17 protein-coding genes and 2 riboswitches are annotated in these 20966 nt (G+C 44.1%); of the genes, 6 read left to right on the forward strand and 11 right to left on the reverse strand.

Translation table 11 applies throughout. The features are described from left to right. Window positions 1-361 precede the first annotated feature (361 nt). On the forward strand, window positions 362-1204 hold the full coding sequence (locus KNO87_RS13495; RefSeq protein ID WP_214814655.1) for a VanW family protein: 843 nt from the start codon (window positions 362-364) through the stop codon (window positions 1202-1204). Between the two features lie 26 nt (window positions 1205-1230). Here the strand turns inward: KNO87_RS13495 and KNO87_RS13500 are convergent, their stop codons facing one another. The 6 genes from KNO87_RS13500 to KNO87_RS13525 form a co-directional block, all read right to left on the reverse strand. After that, window positions 1231-2586: an NCS2 family permease gene (locus KNO87_RS13500; protein ID WP_251126225.1), complete on the reverse strand. Its 1356-nt coding sequence runs from the start codon at window positions 2584-2586 to the stop codon at window positions 1231-1233. Between the two features lie 88 nt (window positions 2587-2674). Next, window positions 2675-2776: riboswitch (purine riboswitch) on the reverse strand. A 134-nt stretch (window positions 2777-2910) separates the two neighbouring features. Then, on the reverse strand, window positions 2911-4434 hold the full coding sequence (gene guaA / locus KNO87_RS13505; RefSeq protein ID WP_251126226.1) for a glutamine-hydrolyzing GMP synthase: 1524 nt from the start codon (window positions 4432-4434) through the stop codon (window positions 2911-2913). A gap of 111 nt (window positions 4435-4545) precedes the next feature. Further along, window positions 4546-4646: riboswitch (purine riboswitch) on the reverse strand. Between the two features lie 41 nt (window positions 4647-4687). Then, complete coding sequence (locus tag KNO87_RS13510; protein ID WP_214814656.1) at window positions 4688-6787, reverse strand: transglutaminase domain-containing protein; 2100 nt, start codon at window positions 6785-6787, stop codon at window positions 4688-4690. Beyond that, a complete protein-coding gene (locus KNO87_RS13515; RefSeq protein ID WP_214814657.1) occupies window positions 6784-7854 on the reverse strand; it encodes a DUF58 domain-containing protein in 1071 nt (356 codons plus the stop codon). Before KNO87_RS13515 ends, KNO87_RS13510 begins: the two co-directional genes overlap by 4 nt. Next, the gene (locus KNO87_RS13520; RefSeq protein ID WP_214814658.1) at window positions 7851-8801 is read right to left on the reverse strand and encodes an AAA family ATPase; all 951 of its coding nucleotides are present in this window, start codon (window positions 8799-8801) and stop codon (window positions 7851-7853) included. Before KNO87_RS13520 ends, KNO87_RS13515 begins: the two co-directional genes overlap by 4 nt. Before the next feature lie 172 nt (window positions 8802-8973). After that, window positions 8974-9579: a flavin reductase family protein gene (locus KNO87_RS13525; RefSeq protein ID WP_214814659.1), complete on the reverse strand. Its 606-nt coding sequence runs from the start codon at window positions 9577-9579 to the stop codon at window positions 8974-8976. Between the two features lie 243 nt (window positions 9580-9822). On the opposite strand from KNO87_RS13525, the gene KNO87_RS13530 reads away from it, so the two are divergent. Then, complete coding sequence (locus KNO87_RS13530) at window positions 9823-11664, forward strand: ATP-binding protein (protein ID WP_214814660.1); 1842 nt, start codon at window positions 9823-9825, stop codon at window positions 11662-11664. A 196-nt stretch (window positions 11665-11860) separates the two neighbouring features. Next, window positions 11861-12178 carry a hypothetical protein gene (locus KNO87_RS13535; protein ID WP_214814661.1) on the forward strand — a complete coding sequence of 106 codons (318 nt, stop codon included), beginning with the start codon at window positions 11861-11863 and terminating at the stop codon, window positions 12176-12178. A 52-nt stretch (window positions 12179-12230) separates the two neighbouring features. On the opposite strand, the gene KNO87_RS13540 is transcribed toward KNO87_RS13535, so the two are convergent. Further along, window positions 12231-13493: a helix-turn-helix domain-containing protein gene (locus KNO87_RS13540; protein WP_214814662.1), complete on the reverse strand. Its 1263-nt coding sequence runs from the start codon at window positions 13491-13493 to the stop codon at window positions 12231-12233. A 245-nt stretch (window positions 13494-13738) separates the two neighbouring features. Between KNO87_RS13540 and KNO87_RS13545 the strand changes: the two genes are divergently transcribed. The 3 genes from KNO87_RS13545 (at window position 13739) to KNO87_RS13555 (ending at window position 16296) form a co-directional block, all read left to right on the forward strand. Beyond that, window positions 13739-14395 (forward strand): hypothetical protein, encoded by a 657-nt coding sequence (locus KNO87_RS13545; RefSeq protein WP_214814663.1) that lies wholly within the window; start codon window positions 13739-13741, stop codon window positions 14393-14395. 64 nt (window positions 14396-14459) lie between these two features. Next, window positions 14460-14813 carry a hypothetical protein gene (locus tag KNO87_RS13550; RefSeq protein ID WP_214814664.1) on the forward strand — a complete coding sequence of 118 codons (354 nt, stop codon included), beginning with the start codon at window positions 14460-14462 and terminating at the stop codon, window positions 14811-14813. A gap of 184 nt (window positions 14814-14997) precedes the next feature. Continuing rightward, window positions 14998-16296: an N-acetylmuramoyl-L-alanine amidase family protein gene (locus KNO87_RS13555; protein WP_214814834.1), complete on the forward strand. Its 1299-nt coding sequence runs from the start codon at window positions 14998-15000 to the stop codon at window positions 16294-16296. Window positions 16297-16330: 34 nt separating this feature from the next. On the opposite strand, the gene KNO87_RS15465 is transcribed toward KNO87_RS13555, so the two are convergent. The 4 genes from KNO87_RS15465 to KNO87_RS13580 form a co-directional block, all read right to left on the reverse strand. Further along, window positions 16331-17701 (reverse strand): GNAT family N-acetyltransferase, encoded by a 1371-nt coding sequence (locus KNO87_RS15465; RefSeq protein WP_251126835.1) that lies wholly within the window; start codon window positions 17699-17701, stop codon window positions 16331-16333. 146 nt (window positions 17702-17847) lie between these two features. After that, window positions 17848-18996, reverse strand: a complete 1149-nt coding sequence (locus tag KNO87_RS13570; protein ID WP_214814665.1) for a mannitol-1-phosphate 5-dehydrogenase — start codon at window positions 18994-18996, stop codon at window positions 17848-17850. Next, window positions 18997-19428 carry a PTS mannitol transporter subunit IIA gene (locus KNO87_RS13575; protein WP_214790991.1) on the reverse strand — a complete coding sequence of 144 codons (432 nt, stop codon included), beginning with the start codon at window positions 19426-19428 and terminating at the stop codon, window positions 18997-18999. It abuts the gene before it with no gap. A 47-nt stretch (window positions 19429-19475) separates the two neighbouring features. Next, complete coding sequence (locus KNO87_RS13580) at window positions 19476-20897, reverse strand: PTS mannitol transporter subunit IIBC (protein WP_214814666.1); 1422 nt, start codon at window positions 20895-20897, stop codon at window positions 19476-19478. Between the last annotated feature and the right edge of the window lie 69 nt (window positions 20898-20966).

Consider the following 20966-nt stretch of genomic DNA (forward strand, 5'->3'; position numbering starts at 1 on the left):
ATATAGCTCTTAAATTGACGAAGCTTGCGCTTCATTCAAAAATTGTAAAACTTATTTTTGCCTCATCGTTCAGTTTTCAAAGTTCGTCTGTCGCTCTTGGCGACTAAATGATAATAACATTTATTTCTTTTTGGTGTCAACAACTTTTTTGTTTGTTCAACGTTTGTCGTTGGCAACAGAGATAACTATATCACCTGCTTTTTAATCTTGCAAGCATTATTCTAAAAAAACTTTAATTAATTTTTCGAATCCTTAAAAGCCTATAACTCATTCACCTAAAAGGAATCGCAACTTGCTTTGAAGAATACAACTATATCTATTGATGAATCATCCACTTACATTCTACAAGGAGTTACATACAATGATGCAAACCGATCTGCAGCAACCTAAAAAACGTTCACCACTCAGAATTTGGTCTGGCACACAAGTTTACACACTCAAACGACGATTAGAATGGATGACGGATAAAAGGAAATACGTCTCGAAACAAAACGCTGAACCTTTACCTTATCTAATCCACACACACCGAACTCCTCTCTATCGACAACTACGTGATATCGATATGGACGTACAGCATAACAAAGTAAAGAATCTGAAGATTGCAATCGCTAAATTAAACGGCGCCATTTTAATGCCGAACGACGTCTTTTCTTATTGGAAGATGATCGGAAAACCAACAAAGCGAAAAGGTTATGTCGACGGCATGATTCTTCATTACGGGAAGGTCACTTCAGGAATCGGTGGCGGTCTCTGTCAACTATCCAACCTGATATATTGGATTACACTCCATAGCCCATTGACTGTAACCGAGCGTTATCGCCATAGCTACGACGTGTTTCCTGACTACCGCAGAGATCAACCATTCGGGAGTGGCGCGACGTGTTCTTATAATTACCTTGACCTACAAATTACAAATCAAACCGCACAAACGTATCAACTTCTTCTATATATAGAGGGAGATCATCTCGTCGGTGAATGGCGCTCTAATATTCCAAATAAAGAACAGTATCGTATATATGAAGAAAATCATCACTTCACCCGCGAATGGTGGGGAGGCACCATCCGACACAATCAGATTTTCAGAGAAGTCACCTCAATGAACGGCACCCACCTCCGGAACGACTTCATCACAGAAAACCATGCCATTACGATGTATGATCCTTTCCTCCCCGAAAACACTGCATACAAAAAAGCCGACTCTTAACAAAAGAGCCGGCTTTTTAAATCGATTTATGCGTGTGGTAAGAACATGAAGTATGCCAAGAAGATGATTAACATCCCGTACATGATCGGATGGATTTCTTTCGTTTTCCCTTTCGCAATCATCATGAGTGGATAAAGAATGAATCCGAGCCCGATTCCTGTTGCGATTGATGACGTCAACGGCATCATGATAATCGTCAAGAAAGCAGGTACTGCAATCTCAATCTTCTTCCAATCGATATCAAGAAGAGCTGAAGCCATGAGCACACCAACAATGATGAGCGCAGGAGCCGTTACCGGTGCTGTAACAACTGCCAAAAGTGGCGAGAAGAACAATGCCAAACCGAAGAACAATCCTGCGAATACCGCTGTCAAACCTGTACGTCCACCTGCAGCAACACCTGCTGAAGATTCAACGTATGAAGTCGCTGTAGACGTTCCGAAGATCGCCCCCGCTACCGTTGCTGTTGAGTCAGCCATCAACGCCTTACTTGCGCGTGGTACTTTATTTTCTTTCATGATCCCCGCTTGACGCGCTACTGCAACGAGTGTTCCAGCCGTATCAAAGAAATCGATGAAGAAGAAAGTCAAGATAACAATCAGCATTTGAAGAGTGAAGACGTCACTGAAGTTGATGAATGCTTGGCCGAACGTTGCCGACATGCTTGGTGGCATCGATACGACATCAGAGATTGCTGTTGGTGTCGGAACAAGACCGAAGATCATTCCAACAATCGCCGTCAACAACATCCCGATGAAAATACCACCTTTGATATCGCGTGCCATAAGCAACGCGCTGACAACAAGACCGAATACAGCGAGAAGCGTCGTCCCCGTTCCTAGTGAGCCAAGACTTACGAGTGTAGCTTCGTTCGCTACTACGATTCCTGCGTTCTTCAATCCAATGAAAGCGATGAAGAAGCCAATCCCTGCAGCGACTGCCATTTTAAGTGGAGCCGGAATCGCGTTTACAATCGTTTCGCGAATACCTGAAAGCGTCAATACGATAAAGAAGAGACCTGACACGAGAACTCCGGACAAAGCCGTTTGCCAAGGAACACCCATTCCGATGACAACACTATATGCGAAGAATGCGTTGAGGCCCATGCCCGGCGCAATCGCAATCGGATAGTTTGCTAAAAGTCCCATTGTCAACGAACCGACTACTGCGACAAGACCTGTTGCGACGAAGACCGCTCCAGTATCCATACCCGCCGCTCCAAGAACGTTTGGGTTAACGAAAAGAATGTACGCCATCGCAAGGAATGTTGTGAATCCTGCAATCAATTCAGTACGGACACTCGTTCCGAGTGCTGTGAGTTGGAAGTAACGATCGATCCGACTCGTTGTAGGTTGTTGTTCTTGCTTGAGCTGTGTGCTCATTTGTTTTCCTCCTTGTACTCGCCGTAAAACGAGAAAAGGTCCCCGGCAAATGACCGAGGACCCCACGCGAAACATACGAGGGCATACACCCTCATCTATGTCTCGCCGTAGTGAAATCATTTAAGGTGATTTCGTAGAGACTCTCGGGCCATATCCCCGACATTATACGGCAAAATATTTTATAATTGTTCGGTTATAATAATAACGTTCTTATCGTATCAGCGTGAAAATAGAATGTCAACTATATTCACGGATTTTAAACTGAAAAAAAACGTTAATGTTCGGTTTTAAGACAAAACAGAGGGGGATTCCCCTCTGTTCGACTTATTCCCATTCGATCGTTGCAGGTGGCTTAGACGTAATGTCATACAGCACACGGTTGACGTGACTGACTTCATTGACGATGCGGACAGAGATTTTCTCAAGCACATCCCATGGAATGCGTGCCCAATCTGACGTCATGCCATCGATTGAAGTGACTGCACGGACGCCAACTGCATAGTCGTACGTTCGTTCGTCACCCATGACTCCGACCGAGCGAATCGGTGTGAGCACCGTGAAGTATTGCCAGATGTCTCGTTCAAGACCAGCTTTCTTCACTTCTTCACGCAAAATCGCATCAGATTCTCGGACGATTTCAAGCTTTTCTTCAGTGATTTCACCAAGTACACGAATTCCAAGACCTGGACCTGGGAACGGCTGACGCCAAACGATATAGTCAGGAAGACCGAGTTCGGTACCGAGGGCTCGGACTTCATCTTTAAAGAGCGTGTTGAGCGGTTCGATCAATGTGAAGTTCATGTCTTCCGGTAATCCACCGACATTATGGTGTGATTTGATTGTTTGTGCTGTATCTGTCCCACTCTCGATGATGTCTGTATAGAGCGTTCCTTGTGCGAGGAAGTCCATATCGACAAGCTTCGATGCCTCTTCATCAAATACGTAGATGAACTCGTTTCCGATGATCTTACGTTTTTGCTCAGGGTCTGAGACACCAGCCAACTTCGTCAAGAAACGTTCTTGCGCATCGATTTTGATGACCTTCATGTTAAATCCGTCAGCGAACGTCTTCATGACGCTATCCGCTTCCCCTTTACGTAGGAGACCATGGTCGACGAACATACACGTCAATTGATCACCAATCGCGCGATGAACGAGTGCGGCAACGACTGAAGAGTCAACGCCGCCAGAAAGGGCACAGAGCACTTGCTTGTCGCCGACGATTTCTCGAATTTTTTCGACTTCGAGGTCAATGAAGTTTTCCATCGACCATTCGCCTTTAGCACCACACACTTCATAAATGAAGTTTTTCAAGATGTCGTTCCCGTATTCTGAGTGACGCACTTCTGGGTGATATTGAACGCCATACATTTTCAACTCATCGTTTTTGATTGAAGCTACCGGGCAAGACGGGTTCGTTCCATCGACGATGAATCCTTCCGGCGCTTCCATAACGAGGTCACCGTGGCTCATCCATACTGTATGCTCGACCGGAAGACCTTTATAAATATCAGAAGCCTCAGGTGTTGAGAACAATGTCGCTTTCCCGTATTCACGGTGAGCAGCACGTTCGACACGACCACCAAAATGATGCGTCATCAGCTGCATGCCGTAGCAGATCCCGAAAATCGGAATTCCTAACTCGAAGATTTCTGGGTCACAACGATATGCACCTTCTGCATATACACTGTTCGGTCCACCAGAGAAGATGATGCCGACCGGGTTCAATTCGCGAATCTCTGCTGCAGTCATCTTATGTGAATGCAACTCGCTGTATACGCCAAGGTCACGGACACGACGCGTGATCAACTGGTTGTACTGCCCACCAAAATCGAGCACCAAAATCATTTCTTGTTCTACTTTCACGAAATCTCCACCTTTCTGCCTTCTCCTCAAAAAAAGGACGAGCCTCTCCCCCAGATCATCTAAACCGAAGAAGAAGCACGCCCTTTTCTTTGTATACGAAACGTGCTCCTTCATAGTCGGTCCATTTACGGTGGTCCGGTAGAGACTCTCGCGCCAATTCACGAGTATATACGAAGGAATGCCATGTTCAATTATCTAACTAATGCGTCTATCTTACTTGATGCATCCCGCCACTTCAACTCATAATTCTGCGAATCACGATTTTCCAATATTCTTTATATTTTGAATTCGGTTCTTGTTCAGCATAAACCGCTTGCTCAAACAAGGCTGTCAGATGCGTCATATCGTTCGTCTCATAGTAGGCATCGACCTCTTTTGCAAGCTCAGAAGGCGTTCGTCCCTCGACTTTAAATCCATTTGCACGGAGTCGTTTCATCAAATAGCGATGCATCGATACGAGGCTTGTATCTGTGAGTGGACGACTCATCCACCAGACGTACATAATTTGTCGCTCAATGATTTTTCGGTTCCAAATGACAACGGCCGCGAGGAAAAGAATAACGATCCATCCCCATACCGGGATACTGCGGGATTCTTCCTGAACCTCACCAGTCGTAACATCATCGATTAACAAATCTTCTTGTGGACGATTTTGCGTGTTGTTGTCCTGATTTGCCTGCGGATCATTCGTAGCCGGTGTCGTATCGTCTGTCTCTGTCTCTTGATCGATTTGTAGTAAATTCGCATCTGAGAAACTGATTGTCGCCTCTAGTGGAACCCAACCTGCACCTTCGACAAAGTACTCCACCCAAGAATGGGCATGACGGTTACGAATCGTATGTTCTTCTTCACCCTGAACAACCCCTCGCGTATCCCCCATCGTAAATCCTTTTACCCAACGTGTCGGGATTCCATTTGCCCGTAATAAAATGGCTGCTGACGTCGAGAAGTTATCGCAATACCCGATTTGTGTATCGAACAAGAATTGGTCAACATAATCTGTGTCCCCTTCCGGTTGTGCCACATTTTCGGTATCGTATTGGAATTCTCCGTTTCGGAAATGCGCTTCTACCGCTTCTGCTTTTTCATTTGGTGTCTCGCTTTCAGCAGTAATCTCCGTGGCCAAGTCGCGTACACGATCTGGTAAAGAATCCGGTAGCTGTAAATAGACCTGTTGCTCTTCTTCTGTGAGCGATGTGATTTCTTCATTTAATGCAAGCTGTTCTTCAGAGAAAGCCGGGACACTATAACGAAGTTGGATCGTTCGCGGAGTTGATTGTTCCTCATTTTCAAATACGATTTTTCCGGACGGTTGCATCGTGATTGTCTCGTTCGGAAAAGCTTGCTCCACGTCACCAACTAAAAATTCCGTACCGGACTCTGTTTCTGCCGCCTGGGGATATTCCCCTCCATACGGAACGAACGACTGTCGGCGTTCAAAACGTAGGAGTGCCTGTTCCGGGGTCGTGTCGACATCCGAATCCACTAATTGTCCCCGATTATAGTCAGAATCGAGCACCGGTGCCTCAATCCAACCTTTTCCGGTATAAATGGCTTTTGATTCAATTCGCCAGTATCGAGCCGGTACTCCACGCGCGATAAAGACAATCCCGTCATCCTGTTCGAACGGACCACCTAGCGATTCGTCGTTCACCCCATACCCGACCCGACCAGGTCCGTTCCCATCGCCTTCGGTTGTCGCATTCCGAAAACTCGTTGTAATTTGATCAGACCAATCGCCTTCTAATGTCGGGGAAGCACTCGCGAGCGCGACAACGACACTTAGTAGCAAACCGATACTGACGAATCGCACGAGCGACTGACTTGGACGTTTCGCTAAATCCGTGACAAATAATAAAAGGAGCGATGTGACGATTGCAAAAAGGATATTGCCTTCCCCGTCATACAGTGTCCATGTATCGAAATAGGCCATGACACCAAGTGTCGAAACAATCATCCCGAGTGCAAATCCGTAACTCGGGTATGTCCGACTAACAAGAATGGCAAATAGTAGACCAATGAGTGCCATCGCAGAAAAAAAGATGGCTTCGTTCGGTAACTCTCCGCTTATGACGCCGAAAAAATCATCCATCCAAAGACCGAACCAGTCAAATATACTTCCATGATAAAGGTATAAGACAACCAGGAAGTTGAGAAGCGAGATTCCAAGGAATGCGCCCCACGGGAGAAGACTGACAAACATCGGTACGATGAGAAGGAAATAAAACGGCCAACTTACATCGAACGTTGTACTCCCGACAATCGGCTCAATCCAGAAAGACAGCAAGTAGGCGGCGAGCGCCGTATATACGATTCGAGTGATCCATGTCTTCATCCCGTCACCTCGCTTACTGCTGTGTATAGGTGATAACTACCTTGCGTCTCATGCATGAGCTCACGAATCGAACTTGTTTCAAACGGACTAATCAAAATCAAATCACCATTTTGTTGAGGCAGATTTCGCTTCACCCGCTCGACAAGTCGCCCTTCCGCTTCTGGAGTCGCGGTCAACAAGTAATGACCGACGTCGGCACTTTGGTCCGGAAGATGGAACAGACGGACCTGTTCTTCGATAACGTATAGCTCAAAGGGTAAGTTTTTTCGCTCTAACTGTCGGATCGCACCGACGAGTAAGGACAAAGATCGTTCAAATGCTTCTTCATAGCCGGCAGAGACAGCCGGGACAAAGACGAGCGAAAGTTTCTTTTCTTGCTCTTGGTCAAACGTTTTCGTCATCAAATTGCCTCGACGTGCGGATGCTTTCCAGTCAATCCGCCCGATTCGGTCCCCTGCCGCATATTCACGGACTCCACTCGTCGTATTGGCCACTTCCGTATATGTCCGCATTTGACGATATTGTTCACCACGACCTCCGACGTGTTCATCTCTTGGAAGATCGAACGGGAGTTCAGCGGGTGACACCTCGACGACCGTCTCGAGTCGTAACGTTCGCTTTCGATCGAACAAACCAAATACATCGCGTACATGGAGAATCGTTCGGTCAAAGACGTGAATTCCACGCTTAATCGCATCGACCTCGTAATGGACGACTTCAGCACGTCGAAAGAAACGGTCTACCGGCACGATGATGGCCTTGTCTTCGTCAATTAATCGTTGGGGCAACCGTTCTTCTAACGTCACCATCCCAATCAAAAAAGGATATTTGCGTTCGATTCGTAATTCGACGTCCATCGCTTGTCCGGAGACGAGACGTTTCGTCGTAACCCGTCGAGATACATTTGCCGCCGTGACCGGATAGATCATAAATAGTGTCCAATAGACAGTCAACACTGCGAACGACCACCATAACGTCGAAGCAACGATACTTCCTTCGATACGGGCAAATGCATACAATCCGAATGCCGCCGCCCATACAACGAACAGCTTCATCCAGTTTTTCATACTTCATTGACCTCGCGATCCATCGGAACAGGTAATGCATCAAGCCAACCTTGAATCAATTGATTCGGTGTTTTTCCTTTATAACGTGCCTCCGCCGTCAGTAAGACACGGTGTCCGAGGACACTCGTCGCCATCGCCTTGACGTCATCTGGTAATACGAATTCACGATTATGGATATATGCCCACGCCTGCGACGCTTTCATCAATGCAAGAGTAGCCCGCGGGCTTCCTCCTAAATACGTATGCGGATCCTTCCGCGACTCATGCACCAATCGCACAATATATTGTTTGACCGCACTCGAAACATGCACATCCCTCACTTCGCGCTGCATCAGTTCAACTTCTTGTTTGGTGATCACACTATGAAGCGCCTCGAGCGGCTCTTCTTTTTCAAAGCGACTTAAAAGTGCAATCTCTTCATTGAATGTCGGATAGCCCATCTCAATTTTGAGTAAAAAGCGGTCCAACTGTGCTTCCGGTAACGGGTACGTCCCTTCATGCTCAATCGGGTTTTGCGTCGCCATGACGAAAAATGGTGAGGGTAGCACTTTCAACTCGCCATCCACTGTCACACTCCGCTCAGCCATCGCCTCTAGAAGAGCCGACTGTGTCTTTGGTGAAGTTCGGTTGATTTCATCCGCCAAGATAATATTCCCCATGAGCGGGCCAGGGCGATATTCAAACTCTCTCGTTTTTTGGTTATACATCGAGATACCGGTCAAGTCAGACGGTAGCATGTCTGGCGTAAATTGGATTCGTTTAAAATCTAAATCAATCGCCCGACTAAACGTACGGACGAGCATTGTTTTTCCGACACCTGGTACGTCTTCTAGAAGAACATGACCTCCCGCCAATAAGGCAGTCAGACTTTTGGCGATGACTTCTTCTTTTCCGACAATCACAGTTTCAATGGCAGTTATAATCGATTGGACAGTTGGACGGTACATGACGGATTCCCCTTTTTCTCTGAATCTAGGATGACTTGAAGTTAGAATGTTCTGACTTTATTGTGACATAAGAGCGTATCGGAATGAAAGGAATACTACATGCAAATACGCTCCTTATTCTTTTACCCAAAAAACGTACCCGTTCTTTAGAAAAAACGGGCACGTTTGTCGATTATTCAGGTCGCTTCACATCAAAAAGGTCGCCAAGTGTCGCATAACTATTTCCAGCCATACGACTGACCGGCGCCAATCGTCTCGCATCGATTCGCCCGTGTTCATACAATTCCCAATCGATGTGAAAACGGACGACCCGGGCAATCAAGAAATCTACAGTCGTTTGCCCTTCATGTTCAATCGGCACATGTTGATGTAATACGCATTCGAAACGAATTTTGGCTTCTTTGACACCAGGTGTCGTAATGACATCACTTGGTTGAAGCGTGAATGTTGTGCGTGATAACTCACTCTCATCCGCGTCGAGATTGGCAGCCGTCTCATTCACATCGAATACATTCGTTTCATCCACAACGTGAATGACCAACTCATTTGTAAGAAGGACATTTCGTGCCGTATCTTTCATCACTCCGCCTTTTCGCTGGACAGAGACGGAAACGAGGGGAGGATTGGAAGCAACCACATTGAAATAACTGAACGGAGCCGCATTGATGACGTCTCCATTCCGGGTCGTTACAAAGGCAATTGGTCGCGGCACAATACTACCAATTAAAAATTTATACGTGTCTCGCTCAGTTAACGCAGACGGTTCGATCGATAACATTTATTCACGCTCCTCATCCTTTTTATCTTAACTTCAAGGTAATGACCTTCTTAAATATTGTCAACTTAGAGAAGGTTGACAGGTGTATTTTTTACTCCTTTTGGGTAAATCGCATTATGTGGATGTGATTTCATGCACTTCGTATAAGCAAATTGTTTCATTTTCCTTTGCCTTTTTCATAAAATGCAGGGCAAGGAAAAGATGACCCATCGTTTTTTATGTTCAAGGAAGGAAGTAAAACGAATGATCAGCAAGTGGATTGAACAACTAAACAGTCGTCAAATACTCAGTATTTTATATAGCGTATGTGGATTTAGTCTCATTTTAACTGCGATTGGAGCCTGGTTTGTCCGAGATGGGAATGTGTCTACGCTCGAACTCACCTCCCTACGGTGGATTTGGATGATCGGACTCGTCATGTTCATCAGCGCCATCCTATTAATTGGACGTCCGCTCATTAAACGAATGGCCGATCAAAACAGCAGACTGAAAATGAAGAAAGAAAAACTAGAAAACGTGATCAAAGAATCAAAGTTGAATGAAATAAATCTCCAATATCGAAATGAATTGATTGAAGTATTGGCATCGAAAGAATCTTTATTTGATTACTCTTCTGTCATCGAAAAAATCGTCTTACTCACGAAATCTGAATTTGGTGCGTTGTTACTCACAAAAGACGGAGAAATCACCTCTGTCGTACCAAAAGAAATGACGGAAGATCAACAAGAGAGTCTTAAGAAAGAATCACTGTTGCTTAAACGTGTCATGATTTCTAAATCACCTGCTGCCACGTCGAAACGGGTCGTGGATGCTTTACACACGTATCCATATTACATTTACGAAACAGTCATCCCGATTATGGACCCGTCTGATAACAGCCTGATCGGTTGCCTCTATTTGGCCCGCTACGATGAACAGTATGATGCGAGTGAAAAATCAGAGTTGAATGCCTTCGCTAGTCAGCTCGCCATCTCACTTCTTCGGATGCAACTTTATCGTCAGATGCAGCAAGATCGAAAAGAAACGGCACAGTTGATCAATTCCGTTCGCGAAGCTATTTTATATGTGAACTACGAAGACGACACTGTCGTTGGGAATCGCGCATTTATTCGTATGTTTGATGATCTTCACTTCGATTATAAGGGATATGAAGAATTGTCAGCGATTGATATTGACATCGAGCAGCTCGCAGAACGCGTCGACCAACATGAGCAATTCGTTCGTTACTTCGAACGCGTCTTTTCACAAGATCCACCGGACGACGGACTTACGATTTCTATCGATCAAGGCGATTGTTTCATTCAGCTTTATGCTGAAAGCGTCTATCGAGACCGTCGACTTCGCGGAACGATGCTCGTCTTACGTGATGTCACAGCCGAGACCGAGGTAGACCGAATGAAGTCCGAGCTCGTTTCAACCGTATCACATGAGTTGCGGACACCCCTTTCATCAATTTACGGATTTACAGAGCTCATGTTGTCACGCGATTTGAAAGAAAATCGACGTGAATTGTATTTAAAAACGATTCATGATGAGGCAAAACGACTATCTTATCTCGTCAATGATTTCTTGGACCTTCAAAAGATGGAGTCTGGGAAACAAACATTCGAGTGGGAGCCAGTCGACTTGTACAAACTCGCTACTGACAGTGTCACGTTTTATCAAGAAACGACTGATCAACATGAATTGTTTATCGACGCCGATCCTGAAGAGAATTTTATAATCGATGCAGACTTAGAAGGAATGCGTCAGTTGCTCGGCAACTTATTAAGTAACGCCATCAAGTACTCACCAGACGGTGGGAATATACTCGTGTCACTTGAACGAGTAGACGAACAAGTCGTGATGAAAGTGAGAGATCATGGAATGGGCATTCCAAGCGCCTCTCTCCCTCACCTCTTTGGAAAGTTTTATCGTGTCGACAACTCAGATCGTCGTAAAATCGGCGGTACAGGTCTTGGTCTCGCTATTTGTAAAGAAATTGCTAAAGCCCATGACGGACAACTTCATGTAGAGTCAGTTTATGGGGAAGGAAGTACCTTCATCTGTGAGCTACCAACTTCAAAAGAGCACATCATGCAATAACACGGTCTTCGTGACCGTGTTATTTTTTACTCATTTCAGAGAAATAGGAAGGAGTTCTTTTACAAAATATAGAAAACCAAGAATAATGATTGATGTCATTCGGAAAGCCATACCCTATTCATTTTTTTCGCACGTTTTAGAGTGAAAACAAGATATACTGAATATAAAGAGATTGCTAAGATCGGAGGTATTGCCATTGGATCATCGTGACCCACCTTTTTCAGAAATTGGAGACTTTAAACAATGGGGGCGTTTTGAAATCGATGTCCCTCACATAGGGGAGCAGGCGAAGTTCCAAACGGCTGCCGCGATAGTTCGAAAACATATTCCGTTGCGGCTTGGTGGATTTTATATCATTGCGAGCGAGGAGCAAATTTTGCATAGCGGTTCGCATGACGGAAATCTGCAAAAGCATTTAATTCATTTATTGCAGCAAGTCCTTAACGGTCATTTATCAGATGAGCGCCTTGTTCAAGAACAGGTATGGACGGTGCATTATTTTACAACACCATAGAACGTCTGTAAGGACATTTAGTTTCATAAAAAATGACGCTCTCTATTGAGCGTCATTCTGTTTGTGACATGATTGAAATTACTTTCTCATAATATTCTGTCGCCAACTTATATTTTCCTGAACCTTTTAATTCTCGTGCTAGCCAAAGTGAATATTTTTGAATATATACGTAATCATTAATTGTCTCAAAATAAGCAACAGCAGCTTTCAACGCGATAATTAATGCATCTTTATCATGCGTACGATAGCAATACTCATAAATTTTAAAATGATGATCAAATTCTTCTAATCCGCTACGATCATTCTTGATTTCATATCCTTTTTCGAGCCAACTTAATATTTCTTCTGTATTTTGATAATTTACATAACCTTCAATAAGAGAAAGTACGCTGTATAATTTACTTTTCACTTCTAATTTATAATCGAAGCTTTGCATAAAATATTCAAGTGCTTTCTCTTGATCGCCCAAAGAAGAATAAATCTCGCCCATATTATTGTAGAGCATTCCAAAATAATCTGTGCGGTCTGTTGCACTAATTACTTTTACTGCTCGATGGTAATGTGCTAACGCTTCAGAAAAACGTCTTCTTCTTTTTAGAGATAGTCCAATTATTAAATGGCATTCTACAATCCTTTCAAGATAGAAATGTTCTTGAAAGTACTCGAGAGCACTTTTTACATTCTCAATAGCTGGTAGGTATTCAGTGAAGCGATAATAGGATGCTCCAATAATATATCTCATATCAGCTAATTCCCAGTCAGGGATGTTTGCTTGGGAAATTTCTTTATTTAAACATTCTAATAGTTTAAACGACTCTTCTTTTGCATTCTGATCAAAAAGAATTAAACTTTTCATCACCATAAAACGTAATTTATTCTCTTTTGATAATTGGTCTTCAACCCATCCGATTTGCTTTATATAGTCGCCTTCTCCATCAGGCATAATTTGAAATCTAGCCAAAGTCATTAATAACGTAATATATAAATCTTTTGATTGGTTTACGACTGGATGATATAAATATTTTTGAATTTGTTTTTGCTTTCCGGAGTCCTCTCTAGTCAATAGAGCGTCTCTAAGAGTATCTCTAATTTCGATTTCGATTTTTTTCGCCTGCTCCGCAAAATCGTAATATAGCGGAACATCTAATTCTAATCTTTCAAATAGTAATTCTAAAACTTCTTCACTAGGAGAAGTTTGGTTGTTTTCAATTTTACTCAAATAAGAAACTGAGCATATTCCCCTTGCTAAAACTGCTTGTTTCATCTCCTTACGCATTCGTTCAATCTTAATTAAATTTCCATAATTATATTCCATTTAAGCGATAGCCCCTTCGACCTAAGTAATTTCTTTTCTTGCATTTTCTACGTTTTATCGCATTCTTAGGAAAATTCATTTCAAATATATATAAATATCGCATGTTATTTGCAGTAGTTTCCCAACCTATAACAGTTCGAAAGACCTGATACCCATGATAAAATTTAACTATAGAACATCACTTCTTAGTCAAAATGTATCATTTGTTCTAAGTATCGCTAAGCTTTTGGAGGTGAATATAACAGATGGGTAAGTTGAATTTTCTTTTAGCAGAAGATTATATTAAACCAAAAATCTATTTTCGTTCTAAAGCTTCTGAAAATAGTATTAATTTTTCTAAAGTTAATAAAAATAACTTTTATGGCCTTGATCATCTATCCCAAATGTTACTCTCATCAAGTGGGTTCATTGTAAATGCTTTTCAAGTTGACTACTATCAATTACTACCAAAATTAATTATTGAAACACTCAGTTCAAATCAGATACACAAAAAACTGTATATTGTAGGTCCTGAGTTATCCCTTTCTATTATAAAACGTGGTCTCAAAACCAACTATGATAAACATTTTTATAATTTTCATTACTTGGGAATCGAAGAAGATCAAGATGGTTTGTTTAACCATTGTCTCAACCTTTTAAAGGAGGGACATATAGTATACGTTCTCCCGGAGGCTTCATTTCACTGGAAACCGAGCCATTTAAGAGAAAATCAATATAATGTCATCCCATTATGCAGTAGTTTTTTGAGTCAAAGTGCAGACGTCCCGGTGTTAACCACCTCTTTAAATGATGACTCAAAAATTGTATTATTTGAGCCAAGCTATCCGAATGAATATAACGGCTGTATAAATGAGTGTATTGAACAGCAATGTGACTCTATTTACCAATTGCTCAAATCTTAGTTTTGTAAATTATCATAGCTTTCATGGCTATGTAATTATATCAAATAATAATGGAGGCATTATAATGAAAAAAGTAGCAGGAATTCTATGTATCGCTGGAGCAGTTTTACTACTAGGAAGTTCAATCAAGCCACTCGGAGAGGATCTTCCTCGTATCGCAGAATTCAATAATACGATTCGTCCGATGGGTGAAGATCTTCCTCGCATCGCAAAACTTAACACTGATATCCGTCCTATGGGTGAAGATCTTCCTCGTATCGCTGGAATTAATGATATGATTCGTCCAATGGGTGAGGACCTTCCCCGTATCGCAAAAATTGAAGAGCCAATCAAGCTATTTGGTGAAGATTTACCGCGAATCGCCTTTTTAGAAGAAAAATCAAATTCATCATTTGAAGAACTTCCAAGATTAATCTAAATATCACAAAGACGCCTCGTGCGTCTTTTTTTGTTGTCAAAAGACCTCTTTATTTCAAAAAAAGATAAATAAATTAAATATTAATGCCCATTTTTTTCTTTATTATCTATATAATAATAGTGATTTGTTGATCGAATTATTGAAATGTTCAACTATTTTCTGCAAAGGAGTCACTATTTTGAATATGCTAAAGTCCAAATTACATACAAAATTATTTATTAGCTCGACACTCATTGTTTCTGCTGTTACGTTCACACCATTTGATTTCCAATCTGCTACACCTTTCAATCATCGCGTGGAAGCAGCCGCGAAATATTACACGACTACTGTAAATTTAAATCTTCGTAAAATGGCCTCGACCTCGGGAACGATTTTAACGACAATTCCTTCTGGGAAAACCGTAACTTATTTAAGTACATATGGATCATGGTACCGCGTTTCTTATAACGGAACTGTTGGATATGTGTCTTCTCAATATCTTAAAGCATATCAACCGACCACTGTGAAAACTTACACGACCACGGCCAATTTGAACCTTCGTAAAATGGCCTCCACTTCAGGCACGATTTTAACGACCATTCCGAGCGGGAAAGAAGTGATTTACCTCAGTACATATGGCTCGTGGTACCGTGTTTCTTATAATGGAACAATCGGTTACGTATCTTCTCAGTATGTAAAGGTCACTTCTTCATCTACCATCACGCCGGATTCAACAACGACCTACTATACTACAGCCAATTTGAACCTTCGGAAGATGGCCTCGACTTCGGGCACGATTCTACTGACAATTCCTTCTGGGAGTGCCGTGACGTATTTGAGCACGTACGGTTCCTGGTATCGCGTCACGTATAAAGGTGTCACTGGCTATGTCTCTTCACAGTATGTGACAACGTCAAGCGGAAGCGATACGTCTAAAAAAACTATCGTCATTGATGCGGGACATGGTGGGAATGATCCTGGGGCCGTTTATGGGTCAGTATATGAAAAAGTCATTGCACTTGATATGGCCAAGCGATTGATGAGTACATTGACGAACACATATGACTATGACGTCAAGTTGACACGTTCGACTGATACGTATCTTTCCCTGTCAGAGCGAGTCTCATTGAGCAAATCGTATAAAGCTGACGTTTTTGTTAGTCTCCATGCAAACTCATCTGTTTACACTTCTGCGAATGGACACGAGGTACTCGTGCCGACAACAGAAAGTTATACGACAAATCCATATATTTCTGCGAGTCGATTGCTTGGCTCATCAATTAATCGAGAGATCGGTTCACGTATTTACGCCGTTCAAAACCGTGGTGTGAAATACCAAAATGTATACGTCGTCGGAAAAAATGTCGTGCCTTCAACACTCGTCGAATATGGCTTTATCAGTAATTCAAACGATCGTGCTTATTTGACGAATGGAACGAATCGCCAACAAATGGCGAATGCGACAGCGACCGGTATCCATCAATTCATGCGTTCGTATTACTAAAAAATAAGGAACTTAGCATTCATCGCTAAGTTCCTTATTTTATATTCACTTCCCAGATCATATGAGACGCTCCCTGTCCCCAATAATGCTCGAGGATTAATGACGGTTCACCCAATTGTTTTTGCCAATAGGCCTGAGCGCTAGGAAATCCCGCATCCAAATAAAAGACGTGGTGCTCTCGCGCGAGGATTTCTCGTTTCATCTCTTCTAATAAAAACTGCCCGACTCCTTTGCGTTGCATACGAGGAAGGACATAGACACTCCCTAGTTCAATGGCATCTCGCTTGATTTCCAAATGTCCCGATATGATATCGTTCGGAGGCAGCAATGCCCCCGCTCCAACCAGAACTCCTTCTTGTTCAACCACGTACAGTTGAACATGGTCGTCTTCAAAATGATCCTGAATCGTCGTGTTCAGGCGTGCCACTTCCTCATCGAGCAGGTCAGCGTCTTCAAAACGCTCTCGCCGAATCAAATCACTCAAACTCTCCATAAATAAGCGCTGCAAAGATTTAACGTCGGATTGCTCGAGTGTGCGAAAGTTCAAGACGTCCACTTCCTTTTCTCTTTTATATTGTGATTCTTTACCCTCACGAATTCGGTGCGTAACACTCGGGTACGAAGGAATGAATTCTTCGAGCGGTTCATAATTCAACTTCCCATACGTTTTCCAGATGATGATGATGGCTGCCGTCAATACCGTAATCGTTAGATGAATAAAACCAATTGGATATCCATTCTCTGCGTGTAACCCAGTCATAAAGAGCATCACGTTAAACATGGTATGCATGAGAAAGGCTGACCACAGATTACGAGAGGTAGCATTGTATAACCAGCTGATGAGAACGCTATATGAGATCACGGTCAACCCATATGCCCAAAATGGAAAGTTCGCCTGCCCTGTTCCGACCATAAAGAATAGCGGGATGTGCCAGCTCGTCCAAATCGCACCAAGCCCGATACTCGCCCATAGTGGAGACAGTCTCGATTGCAGCGCATCCAGCAAGTATCCGCGCCATCCATACTCCTCTTGGAGGGTTCCGCCGAGAAATAACATATAAAGAAAATAAGGCACAATCCACCAAGGTTCTCGAACGATTAATGCATCGCTACGATCTGTCCACCAATAAGCGATAAGGAATAAGAATGGAACCAATAAGAACGGAATCGCATAGTACTTCCAGTTTATCCTGAACTGAAGACTCTTTTGAAACAGGTGTCTTACACCCGCACGACCGCGAAGTCGATACATCGTCAGAAAGCCAGAAATGCTTGGTCCGAATGCTCCTATGATGACGATTGCCACAATCGGTAAATCGGTCCACCAATATAGGCTCGCCCAGACAATCCAAGAATATCCGAACGTGATTGTGATAAATCGAATGATTTCTGAAGTTTTGTACATAACGAGTCTCCTTCCTGTTGATAAGTACCCGTTATTTCATCATGAAATACCCAACCCACTCATTCTTCTCAATTTGTTCAATAAGGCCTCAATAAAAAAGAACACATATGCTTTCACATATGTGCTCATCACTATATCTCATTCTCTTAAGAAACTCGCTCTTTTTCTTCTTCTCGAATCAAATGATATTGGTCGAGAATCAATTGCGTCAATGTGTCTCCCTCATGGAGCTGCAAATATTTTTCAATCGTTAACGAGATACCGTGTTCTTCAATCGACAAATTCAGTTCTGACGATTCCGAATCCTCCGGGTTATGGTAATGGAGGGCAGCCGCAATCCCGTAGGCGAGTTCGTTCGGCTCGATTCCGTTATCCATCAACTCACGCGCTGGTTTGACGAGACGATCGCTCGGTCCGAGCTTACGAATCGGCGAACGCGCCACACGTGACACTTCATCCTTTAATTTCGGATTTTCAAAACGCTTGATGATTTTTTGGATGTATTGGCTATGCTCTTTCGCCTCAAAACCATATTTCTCAAGCAGTAACCAACCCGTCTCATACAAGGCTCCTTGAACGACTTGACGCACGCGGCGATCCTTCAGCGCCTCGTCAATCGTCGCCTTTCCGAACAACGAACCGATATAAGAGGCGATGGCATGTCCTGTATTGACTGTGAAGAGCTTCCGCTCGATGTACGGTCCGATCTCTTCGACCCATGTCACACCTTGAATCGGTGGTTGCGCGTTCAGTCCTTGTGTCTCGATGACCCATTCATGGAACGTCTCGACTTCTACGTAAAGCGGGTCTTCATGTTGTTGGAGTGGCACGATCCGGTCGACCGCCGCGTTCGGGAAGAAGACGTTCGCCTCCCCGACGCCACCACATGCCTCTACTTCTTGACGAAGAATGGCACTCCCACCAATCATATTCTCACATGCGATGACATAGACCGGTGCGTCCTCGACTTCACGCGCCCGGAGCCCTTCGCTGATCAATGGCGCTACTTTTGAAAGAAGTGAGGGTCCGACAGCCGTCGTTACGAGGTCTGCTTCTGCAATCAAAGCTGCGACGCGGGCTGGTTCTTTCAAACTGTTAACCCCACGTACCCGGTCGACAATGATCCGATCGACCCCATCCTCTGCGAATCCGACCTCATAATGACGTTTTGATTCGAGTGCTTCGATGACCGTGTCGTTAATGTCGACGAACGTCACTTCATAACCACTTTGATTGAGCAACAATCCGATAAACCCGCGTCCAATGTTTCCTGCCCCAAAATGAACAGCTTTCATTTATGCCACCTCTTCCATGAAGAGCGCCAAGATTTCCTCTTTCGTCTTCGCCTGAACAAGGCGCTCCACGTTTTCTTCATCCGAGCAGAGGATCGCGATTTGCGAAAGGAGCTCTAAATGTTCATCATTCACGCCTGCAATCCCGATGACGAGTTTTGCCGTCTGTCCACCAAAGTCGACACCGTCCGGTACTTGCAGGAACGAGATTCCCGTCTTTTGAACCGCTGACTTCGCTGCTTCTGTACCGTGTGGAATGGCGACGTGATTACCGATATAGACGTTTGCGATCGCTTGACGTTCATGCATCGCCTCTACATACTCCGGCGTCACACAACCGGCGTCCTGTAGGACTGTTCCGGCCGCTGTGATCGCTTCCTCTGTCGTTGCGAATGTTTGGTTAAGTCGAATCATCTCTGTTTGAATGAATGGCATTTTAATTTCCTCCTAATGGCTAAACCGTATCTCTATCTGTTCTGTTTTCAAGAAATTTTACTGCGTTCGGCTTTAATTTCTTCTACCAATTGATCATAGTAATCGGCGTTCAAGAAGTTCGTCACTGAACGATGGATTGCATTCGGTGCTTGCGCTTCTGCGCGCTCGGTTAAGTCCTCATGGGTGATGACAAACTGTGCATCTTTCGGTAAGTTGCTGATTGACGTGTTCGTCACTTTGATTGGCAAGTTCGCTTTGTTGACCTTGTTCCGGAGAACCGATGCCCCCATCGCACTTGAACCCATACCTGCATCACATGCGAAGATGATGTGGTCCACTTTATCAAGACGATCTGTCACAAGAGCAGATGCGTAAGACTGTTTGCCTTTCATCGCGCTCACGTTTTGTGTCGCTTCTTCGAGTGATACTTCCTCTGCTGCGCTTGATTTCAAGATGACGCTCGCCACAGCGAATGTGACCGCTGCTGACAAGAGAATCCCTGCCACGAGTCCGAGGTATGAACCACGTGACGCCATCGCGAGAATCGCGAAGATACTACCTGGTGAAGCCGGTGCGACGAGACCAACATCAAAGAGAACGAATGTGAAGATCCCTGTTGCGCCCCCTGCGATCATTGCCAAAATCAAAATTGGCTTCATCAATACGTATGGGAAGTAAATCTCATGAATCCCACCGAGGAAGTGAATGATTGCCGCACCCGGTGCTGTACGTTTCGCTGCACCTTTAGCGAAGAACATATATGCGAGAAGTAATCCAAGACCTGGTCCTGGGTTTGCTTCAAGTAAGAAGAGAACGGATTTTCCAGCTTCTGCGACTTGATCGACACCGAGTGGGCTCAAGATCCCGTGGTTGATGGCGTTGTTCAAGAAGAGAACTTTTGCCGGTTCGATGAAAAGACTCGCGACCGGAAGCAATTTCGCTCCGACGATCCAGTCAACGCCTGCTGCCATCACTTTATCGAGGGCGCTCATGATTGGACCGAAGATTTCGAACCCACCAAGCATGAGAAGACCACCGATGATCCCGACCGAGAAGTTGTTGACGAGCATTTCGAATCCTGCTTTGACTTTGCCTTCAAGGGCACGGTCGACTTGGCGGATGATATAACCACCGAGTGGACCCATGATCATCGCTCCAAGGAACATCGGAATGTCTGTCCCGACGATGACCCCCATCGTGGCGAGCGCTCCGACGACCCCGCCTCGTACGTCGTGAAGTAATTTACCACCCGTGAAACCGATGAGTAATGGTAAGAGATATGTGATCGTTGGACCTACGAGTTCTGCCAAGTTTTCGTTTGGCCACCATCCTGTTGGAATAAAGAGTGCTGTGATAATCCCCCAGGCAATGAAGGCACCGATGTTCGGCATGACCATCCCACTGAGGAAACTACCGAACCGTTGTACTTTGACTCGGACCCCGCCCGAGCTCGCTTGCGTATTCGCCATGTATAAAACCTCCAGTCGTTTAAATGTGAAAGGTTGAATGTGTAGTGTAGCTAACCGGTTTGTGCTCTA

It is taken from the genome of Exiguobacterium sp. s34 (assembly GCF_018617435.1).
Lineage (GTDB): Bacteria > Bacillota > Bacilli > Exiguobacteriales > Exiguobacteriaceae > Exiguobacterium > Exiguobacterium aestuarii.